Raw genomic sequence first — 20,302 nt, forward strand, 5'->3', positions numbered from 1 at the left:
AGGGCGATGCTAGACGTTCGATCGATCGATCGATAGCCTCAGGCTTATGCGGGTCGACACGGTCTACGAGAACGCCACGGTGTGGACGGGCGAGGGCGTCACCAGCGCACTCGCCGTGCTGCACGGCCGGGTGGTCGCGCTCGGCGACGACGCCCGCGAGCTGTCCGCGCGCTCCCGGGTCGACCTCGCCGGCGGCTTCGTCGTGCCCGGCTTCCACGACGCCCACAACCACATGGCGTGGTTCGGCATGGGCCTCGACGACGTCCCGCTCAGCGACTGCCGCAGCGTCGAGGAGGTCTACGACGCCGTCGCCGCGCGCGCCGCGACCCTTCCGGCCGGGAGCTGGGTGGTCGGCAGCGGGTACGACCAGAACAAGCTCGACGGCGGGCACCCCGACCGGCACGGCCTGGACCGCGCCGCGCCGGGCATGCTCGTGCGGCTCAAGCACACGTCCGGGCACATGACCGTGGTCAACTCGGCCGTGCTCGACCAGCTCGACCTCGCGCACGTCCCGGTCGGCGGCGACGTCGTGCACGTCGACGGCTCGCCGACGGGACTGCTGCGCGAGCAGGCCCAGCTCCTGCTGCGGCCGCTGACGTACCCGACGCCGGTTTCCCGGGTCGTGCGCGGGCTCGCCAGGGCGTCCGAGCAGTACCTCGCCGAGGGCATCACGAGCGTCCAGGAGGCCGGCATCGGCGGCGGCCTGGTCGGCGAGACGCCCGCCGAGCTGGCCGCGTACCAGCAGGCGCGCGACACCGGCGTGCTGCGCGTGCGCAGCACGGTGATGGTCGCCGCGAGCGTGCTGCACGACCTGCCCGACGACGCCGGCTTCGGCCTCGACCTCGGCCTGCGCACCGGCCTCGGCGACGAGTGGCTGCGCGTCGGCCCGATGAAGTTGTTCGCCGACGGCTCCCTCGTCGGGCGCACCTGCGCGATGCACGACCCGTTCGACGGCGAGCCGGCCAACCGCGGCTACTTCCAGGTGCCCGAGGAGGCGCTCGCGCAGACGATCCGCCGCGCGCACGACGCCGGCTGGCAGATCGCGACGCACGCCATCGGCGACCGCGCGATCACCGTCGTCCTCGACGCCTACGAAGCCGCGTTGGCCGCTTCGCCGCGCACGGACCACCGGCACCGCATCGAGCACTGCGCGGTGCTCCAGCCCGCGGAGCTGACCAGGCTCGCGTCGCTCGGGCTCATCCCGTCGCCGCAGGGCCGGTTCGTCAACGAGCTCGGCGACGGCATGCGCGCCGCGCTCGGCGACGCCCGCGTGCCGTGGTGCTACCGGCTGCGCAGCGTCCTCGACGCCGGCTGCGTGCTCCCCGCGTCGTCGGACCGCCCGGTCGTGAACGGCGCGCCGCTGCTCGCGCTCGCCGACATGGTTCGGCGGCGCACGGCGTCAGGCGCACCCTTCGCGCCCGAAGAGGCGTTGACGCCGGAGCAGGCGTTGCGCGCGTACACGTACGGCTCGGCCTACGCGACCTTCGCCGAGCGTGACCTGGGCACGCTCGAGCCCGGGAAGCTCGCCGACTTCGCCGTGTTGTCCGGATCGCCGCTGGAAGAGTCCGCTTTGGACGACCTCAGCGTGCAAGGCACCGCCGTCGGCGGCGAACTGCGTTATCAAGCGTGATGACTCACTTCCTTCCCACGAACTCGAGTGCTTCTTCCGCGAGCGCGGACCACGGCTGTGGCGACGCCGTGTCCAGTGCCAGCCATTCCTTCATCGGCGTGCCCTTGTTCGCGTCGAACCGCACGCCGTGCCCACCCTCGACCAGCTCGTCCACCCGGGCCTTGGGCAGCTTGAGCACCAGCTGCCCGCGGACGAACATCGCGAAGATCCGCCCGTTGGCGCGCAGGGCGGTGCGCCCGAACCCGCCGGTCGCCCCGGGTGGCGTGATGCCCGGGCGTCCGGTGAACTCGTCGACCAGGTCCTCGAACCTGCCTTCTGGTGACATCGACCACCTCCTGCCCCGACAGTAACGACCACCACCGACAGAAACGGGAGGCGAGATGCCCGTCCGCGACGCCGTCTTCGAAGACATCGAGGAAATCTGCGCGCTCATCGAGGAGCACGCCGTCTACGAGGACAACCACGACCTGAAGCTCGACCGCGCCGAGATGAGCGGCCACCTGTTCGGGCCGGACCCGAAGGCGTGGGTGCTGCTCGCGACCCCGCCGGGCGAGCCGGGGACGGTCGCCGGCTTCGCCTTCTGCAGCTGGAACTTCTCGACGTGGGAGGCCCGGCCGGGGATCTGGCTGGACGACCTGTTCGTCCGCCCGGCCCACCGCCGCCACGGCCTCGGCGGCGAGCTGCTCGACGAGCTGCGCAACCGCACGACCGGCCGCGTCGAGTGGGACATGCAGGAGGGCAACGAAAAGGGCGCGGCGTTCTACGCCCAGCTGGGTGCGGAGCCCGTGCCGGGCTGGATCCGCTACCGCTGGCGCCCGTAACTTTCACGAGAAAGTACGTAGCACCGTAAAGTATGCGGTATGGGAGATGGTTCGGTCCGGAGGTCCTCGTCGGTCGAGGACTACGTCCGGGTGATCTACGGCCTGGTCGAGCGGGGTGAGGCGGTCACCAACACGTCGCTCGCCGGCCGGCTGGAGGTCAGCCCGTCCTCGGCGTCGGGGATGGTCACGAAGCTGTCCCAGCTCGGCCTGGTCACGCACGTGCCGTACCGCGGCATCGAGCTGACCGCGGACGGCAGGCTCCTCGCGCGCTCGGTGCTGCGCCGCCACCGGCTGATCGAGACGTACCTGGTCTCGGAGCTCGGCTACACGTGGGACGAGGTCCACGCGGAGGCCGACGCGCTGGAGCACGCGGTGTCGGACCGGCTGGTCGAGCGCATCGCGGCGAAGCTCGGCAACCCGGTCCGCGACCCCCACGGCGACCCGATCCCGGCGCCCGACGGGAGCGTGGAGGAGCTGTCGGTCCGGATCCTGGACGATCTCGAGCCGGGCGCGGTAGGCGAGATCGTCCGGGTGTGGGATACGGATCCGGAGCTGCTGCGGTACCTGACGGAACACGCGATCAACCTGGGTGAGCGGATCGAGGTCATGGAGCGTCAGCCGTTCGGGGGCCCGATGGTGGTGAAGGTGGGCTCGCCACCGGATGCGGCTACGCATGCGATCGGCAAGGAGATCGCCCAGGCGTTGTCGGTCACCCTGCGCTGAGGATCAGTACGACCACTCCCACCCATGCGCCCCGGGGCCGAACAGCCCTGAGCCGTCCGTGAGCTGCAACGTGCCGCTCTTCGCCGAGGTGGAGAGCGAGATCTGGCCGGTGTAGGTGCGGTTGGGCGCGTAGGCGGACGGCAGCTGTTTCGGATCCGCGCACGTGTCGGCCTCCGCCTGGTTCGTGACGCCGTCGGCGCCCGTCGTCGAGAACGCGAAGGGGTTGATCAGACCGGGCAGCACGGAGAACGCGCTGATGCCGCTCTCCGCGTCGCGATCTGTGTACGTCTTCACGGTCACGTCGAGCAGAAGTGTGTGCTTGTCCGCCGCGCGCGACGCGTAGGGGGTGCACTTCGGGTCGACCCAAATCTTGGTCACCCAGAAGTCGACGGCTGGGCTGCCGTCGGTGTTCGTGATGCCGGCGCGCTCGCCGACCTTCTTCGTGATGTAGGCCGGTGCGGCGGATGACGGGGCGGCAGGAGGGGACGACGACACGCTGGCGGGTGCTGCGACCGGAGCCGTCGCGGTCGGAGTGGGAGCTTCGTTTCCGCAGGCCGTGAGTCCGGCGGCGGTGATCGCCGCCACGGCGGCGAGAACAGCGCGCTTGATCATCTCGTACCCCCTCGATCGTGGTGATCAAGAGTCGCGGGCAGTCTTTCCGCTGTTACGCCTGACGTCGGAGCGCGTACGCGCGGGTGACGTCGTGAAGCGGATGTGGTGACCCACCCGCCCGCCGCACCATGGCCGCATGAAACCTTTCCGCTTCGGCGTCGTCGCCGGCTACGCGCCCGATCTCTCGGCCTGGACAGCTCAGGCCGAGCGGATCGAGGACCTCGGCTACGACACCCTCCTCGCGACCGATCCCGTCGGCACCGCCGACCCCTTCGTCCTCCTCGGTGCCGCCGCCGCCGTCACGCACAACCTCCGGCTCGGCACCTTCGTGCTCGCCGATCCCTTCCGGGACGCGCGGGCCCTCGACTGGCAGGCGCAGACCCTCCACCGGCAGACCGGCGGGCGCTTCGAACTCGGGCTCGGCGTCGGCAGGCCCGGTGCGGAGGGCCACGCGCAGCAACTCGGCCGGGCGTTCCCCTCACCGGGTGAGCGCGTCACACGGATGGCGGAGACCATCGCGCACCTCAAGCGCACGGCCGATCGGCCGCGGCTGGTGCTCGCCGGCGGTGGGCCGAAAATGCTCGCGCTCGCCGCGCAAGAAGCCGACACCGTCACGTTCACCTGGGCGCCGAAAACCACCGAGGCCGCCGCCGAGTCCATTGTGGATCGATTCCGTGCGCTCGCCGGCACCCGGTTGCCGGACATCGAACTGGGGCTGAACCTGATGGCCGTCGGGGAGGCGCCGTCGCCGGGAATCGCGCGGTGGGCCGGGGTCGACGTGCCCGAGCTGGCCGCGGCCGGTGCGGTCACCGTGCTGCCCGAGGACCCGGACCGGGCCGTGGAAAGGCTTCTCCGGTGGCGGGAGCGGTGGGGGATTTCCTACGTCACGATCAACTCGGGCTACGCCGAACCGTTCGCCGCCATCGCCGCGAAGGCGCGCACGGCAGGTGGGTGAGTGGTCTTCCGATCTTGCGGACCGGCGCCTACGCTCCAATGTTCGTATTCGGGAGTGCTTCGGAGCGTTGTGATGACCGGTCAGCGAACACGCACGATCGACCGGGGGGAACAGGCGGAGCTGAGCCAGCTGCTCGCCGCGGGCCCGTTCGACGTGGCCTTGCGGGCGGCGATCCGGGCCCGCGGGCTCGGGCTCGATCGGATCCGCTATCGCTTGCGCGGCAGGGGAACCACGGTCAGCCTGGCCACCCTCAGCCACTGGCAGTCCGGGCGGTGCCGCCCGGAACGCGCGGAATCGTTGGAGGCCCTGCGGAATCTCGAGGACATCCTGAACGTGCCGGACGGCTCGCTCAGCAAGCTCCTCGGGCCGCCGCGGGGAAGAACCCGCTTCCACGCCCAGCCGCCGCCGCTCAACTGAGACGCGGCGACGTAGGCTCGCGGCCATGCGAGCCGTCGTGATCGAAGAGTTCTGCGCCCCGCCCGTCGTGCGGGACGTGCCGGAGCCGGTGGCGCCGCCGGGTGGCGCGGTGATCGAGGTCGACGCGACCGGCGTGTGCCGCAGCGACTGGCACACCTGGCAGGGCCACGACGCCGCCGTGACGCTGCCGCACGTCGCCGGGCACGAGCTCGCCGGCCGGGTCGTCGCGCTCGGTGCGGGCGTGCGCGGGTGGGAGGTCGGCGCACGCGTCACCGTGCCGTTCGTCTGCGCCTGCGGGAGTTGCGCCCAGTGCGCGCGCGGCGACCAGCAGATCTGCGACCGCGAGTTCCAGCCCGGCGCGACGCACTGGGGTTCCTTCGCCGAGCGCGTCGCCATCGAGCACGCCGAGACGAACCTGGTCGCGCTGCCGGACTCGATGGGCGCCGCCGAAGCCGCCGCGCTCGGCTGCCGGTTCGGGACGGCGTTCCGTGCGGTGCTGCGGCAGGGCCGGGTCACCGCGGGGCAGTGGGTTTCGGTGTACGGCTGCGGCGGCGTCGGGATCTCCGCCGTCCTGCTGGCCGTCGCGGCGGGCGCCAAGGTCGTCGCCGTCGACGTCTCGCTGGCGGCGCTGGAGCTCGCGGCGAAGTCGGGTGCGGTGCTGACCGTCGACGCGTCGGCGTTCGACGGCCCGGAAGCCGTCGCCGCGCACGTGCGGGAGCTGACCGGGGGCGGCACGCACGTTTCGCTGGACTGCCTAGGCTCGCCGTCGACCTGCGCCGCGTCCGTGGGCAGCCTTCGCAAGCGCGGGCGCCACGTCCAGGCCGGGCTGATGCCGCCCGCGCAGGGCGTCGCGCCGATCCCGATGCACCGGGTCATCGGCGGTGAGCTGGAGCTGGTCGGCATCCACGGGCTCCAGGCCCACGAGTACCCGGAGCTGCTGCGCGTCGTCGAGACGGCGGGGATCGACCTCGCCGCGCTGATCGGACGGCGGATCGGGCTCGGCGACGTCCCCGCGGCGCTGGCCGAGATGAACGACCCCGTCCCGGCGCGCGCGGGCGTCACCGTCGTGACGTTCGGTGACTGATCCGCCGCGCCCTGGTCAAGTGACCCGTTCGTAGCTGATCCACGCTGGCCTGGTGACATTCAGGTGTGGCAACGTCTAGTTCATGGTGGCCCACGGCGAGGGGTTTCGGCCGCAGGAGCGTCCCGTTGGTCCGTTGGGACGTCTCCTGCGGCAGTTCACCGCCGCGGGCGTCACGTTCCGCGGTCACCGTCTCGTGCCTTCGACGATCACCGAGCGTGCCCGGCGGGAGCTTCCGGCACAATCGAGGTGATGGACGCTCTCCTGCCGCGCCCGCGCGCCGAGATCGCGCCCGGCGCGGTGCACCTGCCCGACTGGCTCGGTTTCGACGAGCAGCGCGAGTTCGTGAAGGCCTGCCGCGGCTGGTCCGGCTACCGCCACACGCGCCTGCCGAGCGGCGGGGTGATGTCGGTGAAGTCCGTGTGCCTCGGCTGGCACTGGTACCCGTACGGCTACTCGCGCACCACCGCGGAGGGGACACCGGTGCTGCCGTTCCCGGACTGGCTGGGCGATCTGGGCCGCCGCGCGCTGGCGGCCGCCACCGGTGAGCAGGGCTACGAGCCGGACATCGCGCTTGTCAACTTCTACGACGCCACCGCGAAGATGGGACTGCACCAGGACAAGGACGAGCGCAGCCTGGCCCCGGTGGTCTCGTTCAGCCTCGGCGACGCCTGCGTGTTCCGCTTCGGCAACACCGAGACGCGCGGCAGGCCGTACACCGACGTCGAACTCCGGTCAGGCGACGTCTTCGTGTTCGGCGGCCCGTCCCGGCTGGCGTACCACGGTGTGCCGAAGACGTTGCCCGGTACGGCGGATCCGGCGCTCGGGCTGACCGGGCGGCTGAACATCACGCTGCGGGTGTCCGGGCTCTAGTCTTCCTCCGGCACGACGACGAGCCGGACCGCGATCGCGCGGGAGCCTTCGGGGTGCTGTCCCGGCTCGGTGACGTACTTCCACACCAGGTTCTGGTACTCCTCGACGAACGAAACGATCTGCTCCTTCGTCAGGTGCAGCCCCGACCGGTAGATCTGGTTCCAGCCGTCCGCGCTGTCGTACCCGGCGTACGCGCGGGTGACCAGGCCGAGGTCGTGACTCATCTTCAGCGCGCCCAGCTTCAGCGCGGCCTCGCGCTCGTCCGGTGTCAGCTCGAGGCCCGGCGGGGTGTAGATGTCCTTCGCCTGCGACTTCCACCAGCGCTCGCGGCCGTCGCCGCGGTGCTCGAGCTCCACGATCAGGTCGAGGTCGGCGAGCTTGCGCAGGTGGTAGCTCGTCGTCCCGGTGCTTTCGCCGAGGGCCTTCGCGACGCTCGTCGAGTTCGCTTCGCCGTGTTTGCCCAGGTAAGACAGGATGTCGCGGCGCACCGGGTTCGCGAGGGCCTTGGAAAAGGCCTTGAGATCCGCGCCGGTGAGCACGCGCTTCTCGGGACGTTGGACCATGGCCGCAGCGTACTACAGAGACTGTTTGCAAAAAATCTCTGCAATCGGCTACCTTGGATCGGGAGATCGGGGGTCACGATGAAGAAGCTGTTCTGGGCGGCGGGGTTGGGCCTGCTGCCGTGGATCGCGGTACTGGGGTTGACGCTGCCGGACGTCGTTCAAGCGCAGCACTGGCGGCTGGCCTGGACGGGGTTCGACGCGGCGGAGGCGTTCGGCCTGCTGGCCACGGCGTGGCTGCTCGGGCGCGGCGACCCGCGGACGCCGTTCGCGGCGATCGGCACGGCGACGCTGCTGCTCGCCGACGCCTGGTTCGACGTCGTCACGGCCGGCGACGACGTGGTGTTTTCCCTGCTCATGGCCGGTCTGGAGGTTCCGCTGGCGCTCGCGTGCCTGTCCGTCGCCCTGCCGCGGCCGGCGGTGCCCGCTCATGTCTGAGCTGAGCCCGCGGCTGCGGGACGAGATCGACGACCAGGTCGCGGAGGCCTTCGACGCCTACCTCGCCGAGCGGGGCCCGGACCGCGCCCGCCGCGTCTGGCCGCTGTGGCTGGCGATCGTGCTCACGAACATCGCGTGGCTGGTGGTCGTGAGTGTTTGGTCGGGTTAGAACCCGACCGAACACTCACGACGCGGGACGGAAGCGCACCGTCTGACCCGGGCGCAGCTGGGCCGCGAGGTCGAGGTCGTCCTCCTCGACGACGGCGAGCACCGGGTAGCCGCCGGTCGTCGGGTGGTCGGCGTGGAACAGGATGGGCCGGCCGGACGGCGGGACCTGCAGCGATCCGGGCACGCACGCCTCCGAGGGCAGTTCGTCGTGGCGCACCCGGGAAAGCGGGAGCCCGGTGAAGCGGATGCCGACGCGGTCCGAATCCGGGGACACCGTGTACACAGTGGACAGCAGCTCGTCCGGTGCGGCGAACCAGTCCCGGCGCGGACCCGGCGTCACCCGCAACACCGGCGACGACGGCAAAGCCGCGCGGGGCGCGAGGTCCACGACGGGGAACTCCCGCGGCGCCGGGCCGATCGGCAGCAGCATGCCGGCGGCCAGCGGTGGCGGGCCCAGCTTCCCGAGGGTGTCCGTCGCCCGCGAGCCGAGCACCGGCGGCACGTCGATGCCGCCGCGCACCGCCACGTAACACCGCAAGCCCGAAACCGCCGTGCCCAGCGCGAGTTCTTCGCCGGGCCACAACGTGATCGGCCCGTTCAGGCCACCTTTCGACAGCGGGCAAGCGGCTCCGGTGACGGCGACCGTCGTGACGGCGGACGCGCGCAGCACCAGCCCGCCCAGCGTCACCTCCAGCCCAGCCGCGCCGGAGGGGTTCCCGACGAGCCGGTTCGCCAGCCGGAACGACGACCGGTCGGCCGCTCCGGACCGCCCGACGCCGAGGGCCGCGTGCCCGGGACGGCCGAGGTCCTGCACCGTCGTCGTGAAGCCCGGCCGGACGACCTCCAGCTTCACGACGCCACCACCGTGAAGCGGACGCGGGTGCCGGGCGGCAGCAGGTTCGGCGGGTCTCGCTCGACGTCCCACACCGGCACGTCCGTGCGGCCCAGCAGCCGCCAGCCGCCGGGGGACGCGCTCGGGTAGACCGCGCTGTACTCGCCGGCGATCGCCACCGAACCCGGCGGGATCCGGGTGCGCGGTGAGGATCGGCGGGACACGTGCAGCGCCGGGTCCGATCCGGACAGGTACGCGAAGCCCGGTGCGAAGCCGCAGAACGCCGAAACGTACGAACCGCCGCTGTGGCGGGCGATCAGCGCACCGACGCCGAGCCCCGTTTCCTCGGCGACTTCGGCCAGGTCTTCGCCGTCGTACACCACCGGGATCACCACCTCGCCCGCCTCGGCCGCCGCACTGTCCACAGGGGACACTTGCCGCAGCACCGCGCCCAGCCGGCCGGCGTCGGTCACCGACGGGTCGAAGCGGACCAGCAGCGTCCGCGCCGCCGGGACCAGCTCCTCGACGCCGTCCGGCGCCAGTTCCGCCACGGCCGCCTGGTAACCCAGCACGTCGCCGGTCTCCACGAGCACCGCGCGCCGCCCGCACGGCAGCAACCGGACGGTCATCCGGTGAACGCCCCCAGCGGCACGCCGGCGTCGGTCAGCGCCGCCTCGATCCGCCGGGCCAGCTCCACCGCGCCCGGCGTGTCCCCGTGCACGCACAGGGAATCCGGGCGGACGTCGAGCTTGGTGCCGTCCTCGGTCACGACGCCGCCGGTCGCCATGCCGACCGCGCGCTCGGCGACGTGCCCGGGGTCGTGCAGCACCGCGCCCGGCTTCTTGCGCGAGACCAGCTTGCCGTCGGCGGTGTACGCCCGGTCCGCGAAAGCCTCCGCGTACGCCACCACCCCCGCGATCTCCGCCTGCCGCTGCATTTCCGAGTTCGGCAGGCAGAGCAGCGCGAGCGCGGGGTCGTACCGGCGCAGGCCGGCGACGATCGCCGCGGCCTGTTCGGCGTCCGCCGCCGCGGTGTTGTACAGCGCGCCGTGCGGCTTCACGTACGTCACGCGGCTGCCGGCCGCGCGCGCGAACGCGTCGAGCGCGCCGATCTGGTAGAGCACTTCGTCGGCCAGCTCGTCCGGCGCGATGTCGAGCGCGCGCCTGCCGAACCCGGCCAGGTCGCGGTACCCGACGTGCGCGCCGATCGCGACGTCGCGCTCGGCCGCCATCTCGCACACCCGGCGCATCACCGACGGGTCGCCGGCGTGGAAGCCGCACGCGATGTTCGCGCTGGTCACGATGTCGAGCATGGCTTCGTCGTCGCCCATTCTCCAGGCGCCGAAGCCCTCGCCGAGATCGCTGTTCAGATCCATTTCAGCCCACCCGGTATTCGCTGTCGTGGCGGTCGGTGATGAACATGTACCCCGGCGCGTGGGTGATCGCAAAGGGAGGCCGCGACGCCATCAGCGCCGCCTGCGGGGTGACGCCGCAGGCCCAGAACACCGGGACGTCGCCGGGGTGCGCGTCCACCGGGTCGCCGAAGTCCGGCCGCGAGAGGTCTTCGATCCCCAGCGCCCGCGGGTCGCCGATGTGCACGGGAGCGCCGTGCACCGCGGGCATCGCGCGGGTGATCCGGATGACGTCGTCGACGCGGTCCTCCGGGATCTGCCGCATCGACACCACCATCGGGCCGAACAGCCGCCCGGCGGGCTCGCACTGCCGGTTCGTCACGTACATCGCGACGTTGCGGCCCTGGTCGACGTGCCGCAGCGGGACGCCCTCGGCGGCCAGCGCCGTCTCGAACGTGAAGCTGCAGCCGATGGAGAACGCGACCATGTCGCTGCGCCACAGCCCCGTCGCGTCCGACATCTCGCCGGCGAGCACGCCGTTCTGCCAGATCCGGTAGCGCGGCAGGTCGGTGCGCAGGTCCGCGCCCTCGGCGAGCCGGGTGGCCGGGTCGCCGGGATCGGTGACGTCGAGCAGCGGGCACGACTGCGGGTTGCGGGTGCAGAAGAGCAGGACGTCGTACGCCCAGTCTTCCGGGACGGCGATCAGGTTGGTCTGGGTGAAGCCGTTGGCCCAGCCCGTGGTCGGCCGCGCGGTGCCGCGGCGGAACACCGCGCGCGCCTGTGCCGGGGTGAACGTGGCCGGTTCGTCCGTGGTCGTCATGAGTTCCCCCTCAGTCGACGAGTTCGATGCCCCTGGTTTCCGGCAGGCCGAGCAGCGCGAGCACGGCGATGCCGTAGCCGAGCGCGCCGAACACGATCGCCCCGCCGGCGCCGAGGAAACCCACGACGGTCGGGAAGATCGCGCCGACCGCGCGGCCGAAGTTGTACGTGAAGCCCTGACCGGTGCCGCGCAGCGCCGTCGGGTACAGCTCGGCGAGGAATGCCCCGAAGCCGCTGAAGATCGCGGACATCGAGAAGCCGAGCGGGAAGCCGAGCACGAGCACGAGACCGTTGGCGCCCTTGGGGATCTGCGTGTACGCGACGATCAGCGCGGCCGAGAGCAGCGCGAAGGTCAGGAAGGTTTTCTTGCGCCCCAGCAGGTCCGTGAGGTAACCGCCGCAGACGTACCCGACGAACGCGCCGGTGATGAGGAACGCGAGGTAGCCGCCGGTGCCGATCACGGTCAGCTCGCGCGTCTTCTTCAGGTAGGACGGCAGCCACGTCGAGATTGTGTAGTACCCGCCCTGGACGCCGGTGGCCAGCAGCGCGGCGAAGAAGGTCGTGCGCAGGAGGTCGCCCTTGAAGATCTGGACGAGGGTGCCCTTCGGGCGTTCGGTCTTGAGGCGTTCCTCGGCGCGCGGGGCGTCCTTGACGCTCTTGCGGACCCACAGCACGAGCAGCGCCGGGATGACGCCGGTCCAGAACATGATCCGCCAGGCGACGTCGTCGCTCGCGACGCTGAACACCACGGTGTAGACGATCACCGACAGACCCCAGCCGACCGCCCACGCGCTCTGCACGAACGCCACGGTCCGGCCGCGGTAGCGCGCCGAGGAGTACTCCGCGACCAGCGCCGCGCCCGCCGCCCACTCGCCGCCGAAGCCCAGGCCCTGCAGCGCGCGGAAGATCAGCAGCGTCTCGAAGTTCGGCGCGAACCCGCAGAGCACGGTGAAGATCGTGTACATCGCGATGGTGATCTGGAGGGTGCGCACGCGGCCGATCCGGTCGGCCAGCATGCCGGCGCCTACGCCGCCGACGGCCGACACGACCAGCGTTGTCGTGCCGAGCAGGCCGGCTTCACCGCTCGAGATGCCGAAGTAGGCCGTGATGGCGGCCAGGCCGAGCGGCAGCGTTTGGTAGTCGAACGAGTCCAGGCCGTAGCCGCCGAACGCGCCGACGAAGGCGCGCCGTCCCCGTTTCCCGAGCGTGCGGAACCAGTCGAACGGCCGGGCCTCGGTTGCAGTGGTCGCGGTCATGGGCACCTCCTGGCCAGTGTCTCTCATCGTGGCGTGCCTCACACGGTAGGGATTGTTGAACAATTCCACAAGACGGCAATTGGATCGTCCCCTGTGTGACGGGTATCATCGGAGCGTGATCATCGAAGACAGCGGGTTACCGGGCCTGGCGGCGGACCGCGGCCTGGTCAGCCGCAAGAGCACGGCCGAGCGGGTCGCCGGCGTCCTCCGCAAGCGCATCGCGGAGGGCTTCTTCCTGCCCGGCGGCCGGCTGTCGGAGCAGGACATCGGCAACGCGCTCGGCGTCTCGCGCAACACGCTGCGCGAGGCGTTCCGGCTGCTCACGCACGAGCGGCTGCTGGCCCACGAGCTCAACCGCGGGGTCTTCGTCCGCATCCCGAGCGTCGAGGACGTCGTCGACATCTACCGCGTCCGCAAGATCATCGAGTGCGCGGCGGTCCGCGGGGTGACGGCCAAGCCGCCGACCTTCGCGCGGATCAAGGAGAAGGTCGACATCGGCGACGAGGCCGCCCGCTCCGGCAACTGGAAGGACCTCGGCACCGCGAACGTCTGGTTCCACCAGGAGCTGGCCGCGCTGTCCGGCAGCGAGCGCGTCAACGAGCTGGTCGGCAGGCTGACCGCCGAGCTGCGGCTGGTCTTCCACATCATGGCCGAGCCGCGCCGGTTCCACGAGCGCTACCTGCCGCGCAACCACGAGATCCTCGACCGCATCGAGGCCGGCGACGGGCCGGGCGCGGAGCAGCTGCTGATGAAGTACCTCGCGGACGCGGAGGAGCAGCTCGTCGAGGCGTACGGCGATCGCGCGGAGGCGGCCCGCGCGGCGATCGCGGCGGAGTAGCTACTTCCGCCGCACCATCTCGGCGATCCAGACGGGCGCGAACGGGGACGTGCAGTTCGGCGGCGTCGGGTAGTCCTTGAGCACTTCCAGTCGCTCGCCGATGCCGATCGCCCGCGCGCGGAGCCCGGCGTGCTCGATGCCGATCTGGGCCAGGCAGTGGTTCATCGCCCACTGCAGCCGGTCCGGGGCGTCCTTCATCTCCTTCTCGATGATGTCGAGGAGCTCGTCGAGGCCCTCGGTCATCGTGGGCACGCGGGCGGTCGTCAACGCCCAGCCGGCGCTCGCGACCACCGGGTCCGGATCGGCGAACCAGGCCTGGCGGAGCTCCTCGGCGTGCGGGCTCTTCTTGACGACGTAGTTGACGAGCCAGTCGTGCACCTTCGGCGTGCGCGCGGTCCGGAGCATGGCGTCCAGCTCGTCGCGCTCGAAGGCCTTCGGGCGGCAGATCAGCGTCGCGAGCAGCTTGGCCGCGGTGTCGTCGGTCCGCCAGAGCTCGCGGGCGAGGTCCTGCTGCGTTTTCAGCCGTTTCGCGACGGCTCGCAGCTTGCTCAGGTTCACGCCGTGGTCGTCACCGTGCTTTTCGTTGACCGCACGGGCTTTGGGGTCTTCGAGGGCGGCCAGCTCGGCCAGCACTTCGTCCACGGTCTCGGCCATGGCGGCCAGTTTACGGTGCGCGTTCGGGCACGCTTGGCGGCCGGACGGGCCGAGCGCCGGCCCGGCTCCGGTGCCGCTGGATAACCTCGGTGCGTCCGCCGCCGGAGACCCCCAGCGGCAGGCGGGCCACGCTGCCGGGCCGCCGCATCCCCAGTGCCGCGGCCCGGCAGTCCCCCTCTACAAAGCCGTGAAGGCCTCCTTACCGGCGTTTATGACCGGTAAGGAGGCCTTCACGGACTTTCAGCCGGTGTAGCGGGCGAAGGTGCGGGTGAAGTCCCACGCCTGCTGGGAAACACCCGAACAGGTGTCGTTGTTCGGGTACGTGCCCGGGCAGGGGCGGTCGCGGTTGGCCGACCAGAACGTCAACCGGGCCAGGTGATGCTGGCTGGCGTAGCCCAGGATGGTGGTGAAGTCGGCCAGGGTGACCGTCTCGTTGTCGTCGGTGATGCCGTTCATCGACGAGATGCCCATGTGCCGGTAGGCGGTGTCGTCGTCGTAGCCGTACGCGCTCTTGACGACGTTCTTGAGGCCCTCGGCGGCCCGCTGCGTCAGCGTGCCCATGTTCTGGCCGGCGCCGCCGAAGTCGAACGGCATGATGACCCAGCCGTCGACCGTGAGGCCGGACTGCGCCGCCCGGTTCACCAGGCTGCTGTCCGGTCCGGACTGCCCGGTGCCGAAGGTGACGTAGATCTTGATGCCCGGGTTGTTCGCCCGCACCGTCTTCAGCGCGTCGACCGTGCGCTGCTGCACGGTCGGGTTGCTGTAGGCGTCGGCCTCGATGTCGATGTCGATCGCCTTGAGGCCGTAGGCGTTGATCACCTTCTGGTAGCCCGCCGCCAGCTCGCCCGCGCTGCCGCACGAGGACTCCAGCTTGTTGCCGGAGTAGCCGCCGAACGACGGGATGACGTCGCCGCCGCCCGCGCGCACCGCGTTGATCGTGTTCTGGTCGACGCCGCCGGTGAGCGCCCGGCCGCCGTCCCACTGCGGGTTGCAGTAGCCGTTGGACAGGATGAACGCGAGCGTGAACCACTTGACGCCGGTGGCGTTCTGGATCGTCTGCGGGTTCGGCGGGTCACCCCAGCCGTTGTAGAGGTACGGCGCGACGGCCATCACGCCCGGCGACGGCGTCGTGGTCCCGCTCGGGAGCGTCCACTGCTGGTTGGCGGTGCTGGCGCACGTCCAGATCTGCAGCCGCGTGCCGTTGGCGCTGGAGTTGCCGGTGGCGTCGAGGCACTTGCCCGAGCCGGTGTTGACGAGGTTCTTCGCCGCGTTGGCCGTCCACTTCTGGGCGCCCGAGCCGTTGCAGTCCCAGAGCTGGATCTGCGTGCCGTTCGCGGTGCCGGCGCTCGTCACGTCGAGGCACTTGCCCAGCGCCTGCAGGGATCCGTCGCTGCCGACCGTCCACTGTTGAGCGTTGGTGCCGTTGCAGTCGTAGAGCTGGATCGCCGTGCCGTTGGCGGTGCTCGCCGCGTTGACGTCGACGCATTTGCCGCCGATGCCGGTGATCGGGCCGGTCGCCGCTTGGGCGACGCCGGGGGCGAACACCATCGCGGAAGCGGCGATCAGGGCGCCGAATGCTGCTCGTTTCCTCATGCTGGCACGTTCCACTTCTGGTTGGCGGCGCCGGTGCAGGTCCAGATCTGCAGCCGGGTGCCGTTGGCGCTGGAGTTGCCGGTCGCGTCGACGCACTTGTTCGACCCGGCACCGACGATGTCCTTGGCCGCGGTGGCCGCCCATCTCTGGTTGGCCGTCCCACCGCAGTCCCAGAGCTGGAGCTGCGCTCCGTCCGCAGTGGACTGCCCGGTGACGTCGAGGCACTTGCCGAGCGCGCGGATCGTGCCGTCGGTGCCGAGCGTCCACTGCTGGGCGGTGGTGCCGTTGCATTCGTAGAGCTGGACCGCGGTGCCGTTGGCGGTGCTCGCCGCGTTGACGTCGACGCACTTGCCGCCGATGCCGGTGATCGGGCCGGTCTTGCCGCTGTTGCTTTGGTTACCGCTCCAGGTGAACGTCGCCGACGTGTGGCCCGGCAGGGTGTAGGTGAACGACGAATTGCCCCAGTTCACGCGGACGCTCTGGTTACCGGTGCTCGAGTTGTACGCGATCAGCGCCTTCGAGCCGTCCGGGTTCTTCCAGGCGACGTTGCGGACGGTCGAGTTGTCGTTCGAGTCGATCCGGTACGCGCCCGGCTTCACGAACTTCGTCAGGTGGCCCATCGTGTAGTACTCGACGGTGTAGTCGACCTGGCCGCTGCGCGAGTCTCCGTTGTGGACGGTGATCAGGCCGGTGCAGGTGCCGCAGCCGCCGTTGTGCGGGCCCATGTTCTGGTCGACGCCGAGGCTCCACTTGACGAAGCTCTTCGACCAGTTCCGGGTGTAGTCCACGATGTTGTTCATGTCTTCGGCCTGCTGGTTCGAGATCCAGGTGCCCCCGGAGTGCTCGGTCGAGTAGGCGTTGACGTTCGGATACTGGTTGTGCGTGGTCGTCTGCTGCGAGATGTCTCCGCCGTAGCCGTGCCAGGCGACGCCGCCGAAGTTCGGGTGGGTGCGGATCGCCGGGTCGTCCAGGGTCGGTGCGCCGTAGGACGCGTAAGTGTCCCAGTTCCAGTCGAGCGCGAGGACCTTTGTGGACAGACCAGCGTTCTGCAGTGCGGGCAGGAGGTTGTTCTTCGCGAAGTACGCCAGCCCGGTGCCGTTCCAGTTGGTCGACGGGTAGCTCGCGCAGCACGTCGGCTCGTTCTGCATCGACACGTAGTCGATCGGCACGCCCGCGTCCCGGTAGGCCTGGAGGTACTTGACGAAGTACTGCGCGTAGGCCGGGTAGTACTGCGATTCGACCCAGCCGAGCAGGTAGCTGTCGTTGTCCTTCATCCACGGCGGCGCACTCCACGGCGACGCCATCACCTTGGCCTGCGGGTTGAGCTGCTTGGCCTGCTTGGTCAGCGGCAGCACGTCGGCCTGGTCGTGCGCGATCGAGAAGTGCGTCAGGTTCGGGTCGGTCTGCCCGGCCGGCATGTCGTCGAACGTGTAGCTGTAGCGGGCCAGGTCGGACGCGCCGAGCGGGTTGCGGATGAAGCTCAGCCCGATGCCGCTGTTCGGGTCGAACAGCTTGCGCATCGTGTCGTCGCGGGTGGTCTGGGAAAGCGCGCCACTGGAGTTCAGCAGCCACGCCGCGGTGTCCGTAAAGGACGCTCCGCCACCCTCGAACTGTTGGTAGGTGGTGCCTTCGTTGACGTTGATGGTCACGCCACCGGTGCCGGTGCCCGAGGCGAACGTGACCGGTGTCTGCTGCTGGAGACCGCGGGTGACCGTCCGGCCGCCGGAGTCGCTGGTGGTGGTGAGCCAGACGTTGACCGTTTCGCCCGCGGCTTGCGCGGGCGCGGCGAAGGTGGCCGCGGCGAGCGCGGTCACGCCGAACAGCGTGAGCAGTTTTCTCATGGGAGCGTCCACTTCTGGTTCGAGCCGGACCCGCAGGTCCAGATCTGCAACCGGGTGCCGTTGGCGCTGGAGTTGCCGGTGGCGTCGAGGCACTTGCCCGAGCCGGCGTTCACGAGGTTCTGTGAGCCGTTCGCCGACCACTTCTGGGCGCCCGAGCCGTTGCAGTCCCACAGCTGGGTCGGCGTGCCGTTCGCGGTGCCCGCGCTGGTGACGTCGAGACACTTGCCTAGTGCTCTCAAGGTTCCGTCGGTGCCGACCGTCCACTGTTGAGCGTTGGTGCCGTTGCAGTCGTAGAGCTGGACGGCGGTTCCGTTGGCGTTGTTCGCGCCGGCGACGTCGACGCACTTGCCGCCGATGCCCTTGATCGGCCCGGCGGTCCCCGCGGGCGGCGGTGTGGTGCCGCCGACGAACTGCGTGGCGACCTGTTCGCCGAGGCTGACCGCGTTCGCGTGGTTTTCGATCGGGTTCACGTGCGTGTTCGGGAACACGACGTACGTGACCGGCCCTTCGGTGCCGCCGTTCTTCGGATCGGGGTTGATGCCGAGGCTGACGGCGGTGGCGTAGGACGCCTCGCCGATGATGCTCGTCGGGCCCGTGTCGCCGACGACCGCGTAGGTGACTTGGTTGTTGTAGATCACCGCCACGACCGAGCCGCCGTCGATCCCGTAGTTGCGGTAGTCCCAAGTGGACGTCGGCTGCGGGAGGACGATGTACGGCAGTTGCGCCGCGTTGAGCGGCTGGTCGGTCGAGGTGTGGAACGCGGTGTCGGGGTAGAAGCAGCAGTCGGTGTTCTCGTTGCACTGCGTGGTGCGGACGCCGTCGCAGTCGATGTCCATGTCGGCGGTGAAGAACACGGCGCCGTTGGTCTGGCAGACGGGCACGGTGGCCGCGCCGCCTTCGTCGAAGGAATACTTCCCGTTGGAAATCTGTTGGCAGTTCTGCGTTTTGGCGAGCAACTGGCTCGCCGACGGGCCGGCTTCGACCGCCGCTTGGGCGGAACCGGTGGTGAGGGAAAGCGCTAACAGGGCACACCCCATTAGCGCGACGAGGATTCGCCGCACTTGAATCTCCTTATGGGGCAAAGCTCAGGGAGTGGTCCACTTCTGGTTGGCGCCACCGGTGCAGGTCCAGATCTGCAGCCGGGTGCCGTTCGCGGAGCTGTTGCCCGTCGCGTCGAGGCACTTGTTCGCGTTGGGGTTCACGATGTCGCGTGCCCCGGTGACAACCCATTGCTGGGCGCCGGTTCCGTTGCAGTCGTAGAGCTGCACCGGCGTCCCGTCCGCGGTGCCCGCGGCGGCGACGTCCATGCACTTGCCGAGCGCGCGGATGGTGCCGTCGGTGCCGATCGTCCAGCTCTGCGCGGCATTTCCGTTGCAGTCGGTGATCTGGATCGGCGTCCCGTTGGCGCTGTTCGCGCCCGCGACGTCGACGCACTTGCCGCCGATGCCGGTGATGGTGCCGGTGCGGCCGCTGCCGCCGCCCGAGGTGTTGGTGACGTGCACGTAGTCGACGACCAGCTGCTGCGGGAACTGCGTGCTGCTGTTGGGATCGCCGGGCCAGTACCCGCCCACGGCGAGGTTCAGGATGAGGAAGAAGCTGTGGTCGTAGACCCAGCGGTTGCCGTTCAGGTCGGCCGGGGTGCGCGTCTGGTAGAGGTTCCCGTCGACGTACCACTTGATCTGGTTGGGCGCCCAGTCGACAGCGTAGGTGTGGAAGTCGTCGGAGAAGTTCGGGCCGGTGTAGGCCGCGCCGATGCCGCCGGAGCCGGAGTAACCGGGGCCGTGGATGGTGCCGTGCACGGTGTTCGGCTCGAACCCGACGTTCTCCATGACGTCGATTTCGCCGTCGGTGGGCCAGTTCCCGCCGCCGAGCATCCAGAACGCGGGCCACATCCCTTGGCCGCGCGGGAGTTTCATGCGCGTCTCGAAGTGGCCGTAGGCCTGGCTGAACTTGCCGGCGGTGTTGAGCCGGGCGGAGGTGTACTCGCAGCGGCCGTACCAGCAGTTGTAGTTGCCGGGGTTTTCCTTCTTGGCCGTGATGACGAGGTGACCCTGCCCGTCGAGCTGGGCGTTGTTCGTGCCGGAGGTGTAGTACTGCCGCTCGTGGTTGTTGACGTTGTCGCCGGTCTCGAGCTGCCACTTCGACCCGTCGACGGCGGACCCGGCGGGCCCGTTGAAGTCATCGGTGAAGGTGGCCGCGGCTTCGGCGGCGGGGGCGGTCAGCGCTTGCTGCCCGAGGACGAGCAGCGAACAGGCGGCGAAGAGCGCCGCCCATCTCTTGCGGAGTTTTGAGGTGGACATCGTTGTCGCCTCTCTCACCGTTGGGGGGACGGCGTTCCGCGCGCAGCACGGAACGCGGGGAGGGGGAGGTACCTCGCATGCCGGGGCGGCGGCAGGCGCGGCAGGGCCCTCGAGCCGGGGCGGGGTGGCTCGGGGACGGGCGCTTTGTTGTGCCTGGCAACAAAGTATGCATGGTCCAGACAAGCCGGGCAACAGTCGGCCGGTCATTTTTTTTCAACCCGAATTAAGGGTGGGTGGATGACGGGGCCGGCGGGTTCGTCGCTGGTGGCGGGGTCCCGGTGAGCGGGGCACGGTGGTGCGGCTCGTGCTTGGGGGCCTGATTCGCCACGGCGCGGTTTGTGGCGACCGGTTGTCCACAACTCGTGCGGGGTGTGGACAACCGGGCGTGGAGGCGTGAATCCGGCCGGGATTGTCGGGGCGCCTCGATACGCTGGAGCGGGGCGGTCCCCCTAGGGAGGGCGGGCTGCGGCTGGGCGGGCTGCGGCTGGGCGGGCTGCGGCTGGGCGGGCTGCGGCTGGGCGGGCTGCGGCTGGGCGGGCC

The 20,302-nt window shown here is 70.4% G+C and carries 23 protein-coding genes; 10 read left to right on the plus strand and 13 right to left on the minus strand.

The annotated features are described in order from the left end of the window. Window positions 1-46: 46 nt before the first annotated feature. On the plus strand, window positions 47-1,630 hold the full coding sequence (locus G3I65_RS12885) for an amidohydrolase (RefSeq protein ID WP_160696316.1): 1,584 nt from the start codon (window positions 47-49) through the stop codon (window positions 1,628-1,630). 4 nt (window positions 1,631-1,634) lie between these two features. Here G3I65_RS12885 and G3I65_RS12890 read toward each other — a convergent pair whose 3' ends face one another. After that, complete coding sequence (locus tag G3I65_RS12890; RefSeq protein ID WP_163046680.1) at window positions 1,635-1,955, minus strand: TfoX/Sxy family protein; 321 nt, start codon at window positions 1,953-1,955, stop codon at window positions 1,635-1,637. Window positions 1,956-2,010: 55 nt separating this feature from the next. Between G3I65_RS12890 and G3I65_RS12895 the strand changes: the two genes are divergently transcribed. Next, on the plus strand, window positions 2,011-2,451 hold the full coding sequence (locus tag G3I65_RS12895) for a GNAT family N-acetyltransferase (protein WP_160696317.1): 441 nt from the start codon (window positions 2,011-2,013) through the stop codon (window positions 2,449-2,451). Between the two features lie 39 nt (window positions 2,452-2,490). Then, the gene (locus tag G3I65_RS12900; protein WP_086860186.1) at window positions 2,491-3,174 is read left to right on the plus strand and encodes a metal-dependent transcriptional regulator; all 684 of its coding nucleotides are present in this window, start codon (window positions 2,491-2,493) and stop codon (window positions 3,172-3,174) included. A gap of 3 nt (window positions 3,175-3,177) precedes the next feature. On the opposite strand, the gene G3I65_RS12905 is transcribed toward G3I65_RS12900, so the two are convergent. After that, a complete protein-coding gene (locus G3I65_RS12905) occupies window positions 3,178-3,759 on the minus strand; it encodes a hypothetical protein (protein ID WP_160696318.1) in 582 nt (193 codons plus the stop codon). Window positions 3,760-3,922: 163 nt separating this feature from the next. Here G3I65_RS12905 and G3I65_RS12910 point away from each other — a divergent pair, with 163 nt between their 5' ends. From G3I65_RS12910 to G3I65_RS12925, 4 genes are all read left to right on the plus strand, one after another. Continuing rightward, the gene (locus tag G3I65_RS12910; protein WP_160696319.1) at window positions 3,923-4,741 is read left to right on the plus strand and encodes an LLM class flavin-dependent oxidoreductase; all 819 of its coding nucleotides are present in this window, start codon (window positions 3,923-3,925) and stop codon (window positions 4,739-4,741) included. A gap of 72 nt (window positions 4,742-4,813) precedes the next feature. Then, window positions 4,814-5,158 (plus strand): transcriptional regulator, encoded by a 345-nt coding sequence (locus G3I65_RS12915; protein ID WP_166640026.1) that lies wholly within the window; start codon window positions 4,814-4,816, stop codon window positions 5,156-5,158. A gap of 25 nt (window positions 5,159-5,183) precedes the next feature. Next, window positions 5,184-6,242: an alcohol dehydrogenase catalytic domain-containing protein gene (locus G3I65_RS12920; RefSeq protein ID WP_160696320.1), complete on the plus strand. Its 1,059-nt coding sequence runs from the start codon at window positions 5,184-5,186 to the stop codon at window positions 6,240-6,242. Between the two features lie 249 nt (window positions 6,243-6,491). Next, window positions 6,492-7,112 carry an alpha-ketoglutarate-dependent dioxygenase AlkB gene (locus G3I65_RS12925; RefSeq protein ID WP_166640027.1) on the plus strand — a complete coding sequence of 207 codons (621 nt, stop codon included), beginning with the start codon at window positions 6,492-6,494 and terminating at the stop codon, window positions 7,110-7,112. On the opposite strand, the gene G3I65_RS12930 is transcribed toward G3I65_RS12925, so the two are convergent. After that, complete coding sequence (locus tag G3I65_RS12930) at window positions 7,109-7,675, minus strand: transcriptional regulator (protein ID WP_160696322.1); 567 nt, start codon at window positions 7,673-7,675, stop codon at window positions 7,109-7,111. The genes G3I65_RS12925 and G3I65_RS12930 overlap by 4 nt on opposite strands. A 78-nt stretch (window positions 7,676-7,753) precedes the next feature. Here G3I65_RS12930 and G3I65_RS12935 point away from each other — a divergent pair, with 78 nt between their 5' ends. Together G3I65_RS12935 and G3I65_RS56460 are read left to right on the plus strand one after the other, a co-directional pair. Continuing rightward, window positions 7,754-8,110, plus strand: a complete 357-nt coding sequence (locus G3I65_RS12935; RefSeq protein WP_160696323.1) for a hypothetical protein — start codon at window positions 7,754-7,756, stop codon at window positions 8,108-8,110. After that, complete coding sequence (locus G3I65_RS56460) at window positions 8,103-8,279, plus strand: hypothetical protein (RefSeq protein ID WP_166640028.1); 177 nt, start codon at window positions 8,103-8,105, stop codon at window positions 8,277-8,279. Before G3I65_RS12935 ends, G3I65_RS56460 begins: the two co-directional genes overlap by 8 nt. A gap of 15 nt (window positions 8,280-8,294) precedes the next feature. Here G3I65_RS56460 and G3I65_RS12940 read toward each other — a convergent pair whose 3' ends face one another. From G3I65_RS12940 to G3I65_RS12960, 5 genes are read right to left on the minus strand one after another with little or no spacing between them, the layout of a single operon-like run. Next, window positions 8,295-9,131 carry a biotin-dependent carboxyltransferase family protein gene (locus G3I65_RS12940; protein ID WP_160696324.1) on the minus strand — a complete coding sequence of 279 codons (837 nt, stop codon included), beginning with the start codon at window positions 9,129-9,131 and terminating at the stop codon, window positions 8,295-8,297. Further along, entirely contained in the window at window positions 9,128-9,739 is a 612-nt protein-coding gene (locus G3I65_RS12945) for an allophanate hydrolase subunit 1 (RefSeq protein ID WP_160696325.1), read from the minus strand. Before G3I65_RS12945 ends, G3I65_RS12940 begins: the two co-directional genes overlap by 4 nt. Beyond that, entirely contained in the window at window positions 9,736-10,485 is a 750-nt protein-coding gene (locus tag G3I65_RS12950) for a LamB/YcsF family protein (RefSeq protein ID WP_160696326.1), read from the minus strand. Before G3I65_RS12950 ends, G3I65_RS12945 begins: the two co-directional genes overlap by 4 nt. Before the next feature lies 1 nt (window position 10,486). Then, a complete protein-coding gene (locus G3I65_RS12955; protein WP_160696327.1) occupies window positions 10,487-11,281 on the minus strand; it encodes a putative hydro-lyase in 795 nt (264 codons plus the stop codon). A gap of 10 nt (window positions 11,282-11,291) precedes the next feature. Continuing rightward, the gene (locus G3I65_RS12960) at window positions 11,292-12,536 is read right to left on the minus strand and encodes an MFS transporter (protein ID WP_160696328.1); all 1,245 of its coding nucleotides are present in this window, start codon (window positions 12,534-12,536) and stop codon (window positions 11,292-11,294) included. Between the two features lie 115 nt (window positions 12,537-12,651). Here G3I65_RS12960 and G3I65_RS12965 point away from each other — a divergent pair, with 115 nt between their 5' ends. Then, entirely contained in the window at window positions 12,652-13,374 is a 723-nt protein-coding gene (locus G3I65_RS12965; RefSeq protein WP_160696329.1) for a GntR family transcriptional regulator, read from the plus strand. On the opposite strand, the gene G3I65_RS12970 is transcribed toward G3I65_RS12965, so the two are convergent. From G3I65_RS12970 to G3I65_RS12990, 5 genes are all read right to left on the minus strand, one after another. Then, entirely contained in the window at window positions 13,375-14,028 is a 654-nt protein-coding gene (locus G3I65_RS12970) for a DNA alkylation repair protein (protein WP_160696330.1), read from the minus strand. Between the two features lie 240 nt (window positions 14,029-14,268). After that, on the minus strand, window positions 14,269-15,621 hold the full coding sequence (locus G3I65_RS12975) for a chitinase (RefSeq protein ID WP_160696331.1): 1,353 nt from the start codon (window positions 15,619-15,621) through the stop codon (window positions 14,269-14,271). Beyond that, window positions 15,618-17,462 (minus strand): ricin-type beta-trefoil lectin domain protein, encoded by a 1,845-nt coding sequence (locus G3I65_RS12980; RefSeq protein ID WP_166640029.1) that lies wholly within the window; start codon window positions 17,460-17,462, stop codon window positions 15,618-15,620. Before G3I65_RS12980 ends, G3I65_RS12975 begins: the two co-directional genes overlap by 4 nt. Then, window positions 17,459-18,523: a ricin-type beta-trefoil lectin domain protein gene (locus G3I65_RS12985; RefSeq protein WP_309235426.1), complete on the minus strand. Its 1,065-nt coding sequence runs from the start codon at window positions 18,521-18,523 to the stop codon at window positions 17,459-17,461. Before G3I65_RS12985 ends, G3I65_RS12980 begins: the two co-directional genes overlap by 4 nt. 24 nt (window positions 18,524-18,547) lie before the next feature. Next, entirely contained in the window at window positions 18,548-19,762 is a 1,215-nt protein-coding gene (locus tag G3I65_RS12990; RefSeq protein ID WP_160696332.1) for a glycoside hydrolase family 16 protein, read from the minus strand. Window positions 19,763-20,302: the final 540 nt, after the last annotated feature.

It is taken from the genome of Amycolatopsis sp. SID8362, from assembly GCF_010550475.1.
GTDB classification, from domain to species: Bacteria; Actinomycetota; Actinomycetes; order Mycobacteriales; family Pseudonocardiaceae; genus Amycolatopsis; species Amycolatopsis eburnea.